Raw genomic sequence first — 5,253 nt, 5'->3', positions numbered from 1 at the left:
CGCTCGCGGTCACGGCGGGCGGGGAACCGGTGACGATCGCCGGGGCCAGGCAGCGCACCGTCCTGGCCCTGCTCCTGCTGGAACCGGGCCGCATCGTCGCCACCGACACGCTGGTGGACGTGATTTGGGACGGCGCTCCGCCGGCCAGTGCACGGACCCAGGTGGCGATCGTCGTGGCCGGGCTGCGCAAATCGCTCGGCCGTACGGGCACCGAGGGCGGGGAGGGCGGGGACCAGGCGGTCATCGTCACCGCCCACCCCGGCTACCGGCTGCGCACCGAGGGGCACAGCGTGGACAGTGCCGTTTTCACCGCGCTCGTCGCCGAGGCGGAGGCCGCGGTCCGCGCGGGCCGGCCGACGGAGGCGGAGCACGCCTACACCGAGGCGCTGGCGCTGTGGCGCGGCCGGGCCCTCGCCGGGGTGCGCGGCCGGCCGGTGGAGGCCGAGGCCGCGCGCTGGGACGAGGTGCGGCTGAGCGTGCAGGAGGCGGCGACCGACGTCCGGCTCGCGCTCGGCCGGCACCGGGAGCTGCTGCCCGAGCTGGCCGCCCGGGTCAGGGAGCACCCGCTGCGGGAACGGGCCCGCCAGCAGCTGATCCTCGCGCAGTACCGTTCCGGCCGCCGGGCCGAGGCGATGGCGGGCTTCCGGGAGGCCCGGCGCCGGTTCATCGACGAGCTGGGCGTCCAGCCGGGGCCCGGCCTGCGGGAGCTGAACGAGGCGATGCTGCGGGACGATCCGGCGCTGCTGCCCGGGCCGGTGCCGTTGTCCTTGCCCGCACCCGCCGGCACTGCGCCCGCCAGCACTGCGCCCGCCAGCACTGCGCCCGTCAGCACCGCGCCCGCCCGGACCCCGGCCGCCCGGCCGTCGGACCACCGGGGCCTGCCGCACGGTGTCCCGGTGCCGTCCGAACTCCCGCCGGAGGTCGCGGGGTTCGCCGGCCGGACGGAGGAACTCGCCGCGCTGGACTCCCTGGTGGCCCCGCACGCGGACGGCGCCGGGCCCGTCCCGGCCGTCGGCCTCGTCACCGGGGTGGCCGGGGTGGGCAAGACCGGCCTCGCCGTCCGCTGGGCCCACCGGGTCCGGGACCGCTTCCCGGACGGCACGCTCTTCGCCGACCTGCGCGGCTACTCCGACGAGCACGCGCTGACCACCGCCGACGACGTCCTGGGGCGGTTCCTCCGCGCGCTCGGCGTGGAGAGCGACGCCGTCCCGAGCGGGTCGGAGGACCGCGTCGCGCTCTACCGCAGCCTGCTGGCCGGCCGCCGGGTGCTGATCGTCCTCGACAACGTCCGGACGTTCGCGCAGCTTCGGCCGCTGCTGCCCGGCAGCGCCGGGTGCACCGTCCTGGCCACCAGCCGGGACCAGCTGGAGGAGCTGGTGACCTGGCCGCAGGCGGCCCGGGTCCGGCTCGGTCTGCTGCCGCGGCCGGAGTCCGTCGAACTCCTCGAACGCATCGTCGGACGCACCCGCCTCCAGGACGCGCCCGAGGACGTCGCCCGCCTGGCCGAGCTCTGCGACCGGCTGCCGCTCGCGCTGCGGATCGCCGGCGCGCGGCTGGCGTCGAAGCCGCACTGGACGGTCCGCCACCTGGTCACCCGGCTGGCCGACGAACGACGCCGGCTGGACGAACTGAGCCGGGGCGAGTCCCAGGTGCGGGCGAGCTTCGCGCTGAGCTACCGCTACCTGCCGCCCGACGCGGCCCGGCTCTGCCGGCTGCTCGGACTGCTCCCCGTCCCCGACTTCGCGGCCTGGGCCGGCGCCGCACTCCTGGACACCGGGGTGCCGGAGGCCGAAGGCCTCATGGAGCACCTGGTGGACGCCCAGTTCCTGGAGGCCGTCGGGGTCGACGCCGCCGGGCAGCTGCGCTACCGCTTCCACGACCTGATGCGGCTGTACGCGGGCGAGCTGGCCCGGGCCGAGGAGTCGGGGCCGGCCCGGGACGCGGCCTGCGAACGCTTCTTCCTCACCTTCCTGGGCATCGCCGACGAGGCCCGGCGCCGCGAGCACGGCGGCCCGTTCGCGGTGATCCGCGGGAGCACCCCGACCCCGGAACTCGACCCGGCCCTGCTGGACGAACTGCTGGCCGTCCCGCTCGACTGGTACGAGGCCGAGCGGCTGTCGCTGGTCGCCACCGTGGACCGGACGGCCAGGACGGGCCTGGCCGAACTGTCGTGGGAGCTGGCGGCCGCCACGGGGACGCTGTTCACCGCGCGCAACTACGTGGAGGACTGGCGCCGGTGCAGCGAGACCGCCCGGGAGGCGGCCCGGGCCGCGGGCGACCGGCGCGGCGAGGCGGTCATGGAGCGCGAGCTCGGGGGCGTGGAGCTGCGGCTGAGCCGGCTCGACGCCTCGGCCCGGCACTACGGGCGCGCCCTGGAGCTGTTCGAGGCCGAGGGCGACGACTTCGGCCGGGCGATGGTGCTCAACGGCCTCGCGCTGGTCGACCGGCACCGGGGCGGCTACGAGCTGGCCGAACACCGGTTGCGGGACGGCCTCGCGATCTTCCGGGCGGTCGGCGACCTCTCCTGCGAGGGCTTCGTCCTGCAGAGCCTCGCCCAGTGCGCCCTCGACCTCGGACGGCCCGAGGAAGCGGTCGGACTCGGGCAGGAGGCCGTGCGGATCTGCGAGAGCATCGGCGGGACGCTGCGCGGCGTCGCGCAGGCCCGGTACCGGCTGGCCTGCGCGTATCTGGCGGTCGGCCGGCCGGAGACGGCGGCCGTCGAGTTCACCCGCGCGCTCGCGATCGTCCGGGAGCGTTCGGACCTGCTCGGGCTGGCGTACACGCTGCTGGGGCTCGCCGAGGCCCGGCACCGGGCGGGTGCCGTGGACGAGGCCGAGCGGACCCTGGCGGAGGCGCTGGAGGTGGCCGAGCGGACCTGGAGCCCGATCGTCGAGGCGAAGGTCAGGCTCTTCCTCGGCGAACTCCACCACGAGGCGGGCCGGCCGGACCCGGCCCGCGCCCAGCTGGGCGCCGCGCTGGACCTCTTCCGCGGCATCGACGCGCCGCCCTGGGTGGAGCGGACCAGGGCCGCCCTGGCCCGTGCCGGGGAGCCGGACCCGGGCACCATCGTGGTTCGACCGGGCACCGCGGCGGTTTAACCGGCCGATAAGCCCCCGATAACGCCGCTCCCTAGCGTCGTCGCAGATCGAACACCGAGTTCTGGAGTCTGCGATGCCCACCAGTCACGGCGCCCGTCACGGCGCCCGCCCGTCCGCCGATCCCCGGCCCCCGGACGGCGGCCCCACCCCTGCCCCCGCCCCCGCGCTGCGCCTGGAGGGCGTGGTGAAGGAGTACGGCCGGGGCGCCCGGGCGGTCCGCGCGCTGGACGGCGTCTCCGTCGACATCGCCCACGGCTCGTTCACGGCCGTCATGGGCCCCTCCGGCTCCGGCAAATCGACCTTCCTGCACTGCGCCGCCGGCCTGGACAAGCCGACCGGCGGCCACGCCGCCATCGGCGGCACCCCGCTGGCGGACCTGGACGAGAACGGGCTGACGGAGCTGCGCCGGCGCCGGGTCGGCTTCGTCTTCCAGGCGTTCAACCTGATCGGGGCCCTGTCGGTGCGGCAGAACATCGAGCTGCCGCTGCGACTGGCCGGCGAGCGGACGGACCCGGCCTGGTCGGAGGAGATCCTCCGCCGGGTCGGACTCGACGGCCGGGCCGGCCACCGGCCCGCCGAGCTCTCCGGCGGCCAGCAGCAGCGGGTGGCGATCGCCCGCGCCCTGATCACCCGCCCCGACGTGGTCTTCGGCGACGAACCCACCGGCGCGCTGGACACGGTGACGGCGAAGGAGGTCCTCGCCCTGCTGCGCTCCTGCGTCGACGAGGACGGCCGGACGGTGGTCATGGTGACCCACGACCCGGTCGCCGCCTCCTACGCCGACACCGTGCTCTTCCTCGCCGACGGCCGGATCGTCGACCGGATGCCGGCGCCCACCGCCGACCGGGTCGCCGACCGGATGACGCACCTCGGGGCGTGGGCCTGATGCTGCGCTACGCCCTGCAGACCCTGCGCGCCCGGCGGGGCGCGTTCACGGGTGCCTTCCTCGCGCTGTTCTGCGCCGCCGCGCTCGTCACGGCCTGCGGCATCCTGCTGCAGACCGGCCTGCGCGGCACGATCGGCACCGAGCGCTACGCCGGCACCCCGGTGCTCGTCGCCGCGGACCAGAACGTCCACCAGGTCACCGTGTCGGGCGGCGGCGGGAAGACGAAGACCAAGCACAAGGAGAAGCCGCTCGGCGAGCGGGCCTGGCTGCCCGCCGGCACCGTGGACGGACTCCGGGCGCTGCCCGGGGTGCGGGCCGTGCTGCCCGAGCTCACCTTCCCCGCCCACGCGGTCGGTGCGGCCGGGCAGGTGCTGGCGGGCGTCGACGGCGGGCCCTCCCTCGGACACGCCTGGACCTCGGCCCCGCTGACTCCGTTCGCACTGGTGGCGGGCGCGGCCCCGGCCGGTGCGGACGAGGTCGTCGTCGACCGGGAACTCGCCGGGCGGGCCGGCCTCGCCCCCGGCGCCCGGCTGACGGTCCGGTCGACCGGTGCCCCGCGCGAGTACCGGGTGAGCGGTGTGGCCGCCCCGGCCGACGGCGACCTGCGGCAGCAGAGCTCGCTGTTCTTCGCCGACGACGAGGCCGCCCGGCTCGCCGGCCACCCCGGGCTGGTCGCCGCCGTCGGAGTGCTGCCCGAGCCCGGCGTCCCCGGCGCGGAGCTCGCCGCCCGGGTCCGGGCCGCCCTGACCGGCGCGGGCAGCACGGCCCGGGTGGCCACCGGTGCCGACCGGGGCCCGGTCGAGTTCCTCGACGCGGCGAAGGCCCGGACCAAGCTGGTGTCCCTGGGCGGTGCCATCGGCGGCACCTCGCTGCTGGTCGCGGTGCTGGTGGTGACGGGCACCTTCGCGCTGGCCGTGCAGCAACGCCACCGGGAGCTCGCGCTGCTGCGGGCCGTCGGGGCGACACCCCGGCAGGTCCGCCGGCTGATCGGTCGTGAGGCGGTGCTGGTCGGGCTGCTCGCCGGGCTGCCCGGGGTGTGCGCCGGCCTGCCCGTCGCCGTCTGGCTGTACGGCCGGTTCGTCGCCCTGGGGGCGGTGCCCGAGACGCTGCGGCTCACCCCGGGTTTCCTGCCGTTCCTGGCCGGGTTCGCCGCGACCGCCGCCGGGGCCTGGGCGGCGGCGCGGATCTCGGCGCGCCGGGTCTCCCGCATCCGGCCGGCCGAGGCCCTCGCCGAGGCGGCCGTGGAACGGCCCGGCCTGGGCCGGGGCC

At 77.0% G+C, this 5,253-nt stretch carries 3 protein-coding genes; all 3 read left to right on the top strand.

Annotated features, from left to right (window positions below; translation table 11 throughout):
* On the top strand, positions 1-3,098 hold a 3,098-nt coding region (locus tag VR45_RS33705; RefSeq protein WP_234326425.1), incomplete at its 5' end, for a BTAD domain-containing putative transcriptional regulator.
* A gap of 73 nt (positions 3,099-3,171) precedes the next feature.
* The gene (locus VR45_RS33700) at positions 3,172-3,984 is read left to right on the top strand and encodes an ABC transporter ATP-binding protein (RefSeq protein WP_078897098.1); all 813 of its coding nucleotides are present in this window, start codon (positions 3,172-3,174) and stop codon (positions 3,982-3,984) included.
* On the top strand, positions 3,984-5,253 hold a 1,270-nt coding region (locus tag VR45_RS33695; protein ID WP_199926051.1), incomplete at its 3' end, for an FtsX-like permease family protein. The genes VR45_RS33700 and VR45_RS33695, both read left to right, overlap by 1 nt.

Origin of the sequence: Streptomyces sp. NRRL S-495 (assembly GCF_000966955.1) — a bacterium.
Lineage (GTDB): Bacteria > Actinomycetota > Actinomycetes > Streptomycetales > Streptomycetaceae > Kitasatospora > Kitasatospora purpeofusca.
Note: the sequence above shows the minus strand (reverse complement) of the source record. Positions and strands in the feature narration are given on the sequence as shown.

What these genes read in the sequence shown, in the direction of transcription:
- VR45_RS33700 (WP_078897098.1), top strand. Translation starts at nt 3,172, where the DNA reads ATGCCCACCAGTCACGGCGCCCGTCACGGCGCCCGCCCGTCCGCCGAT.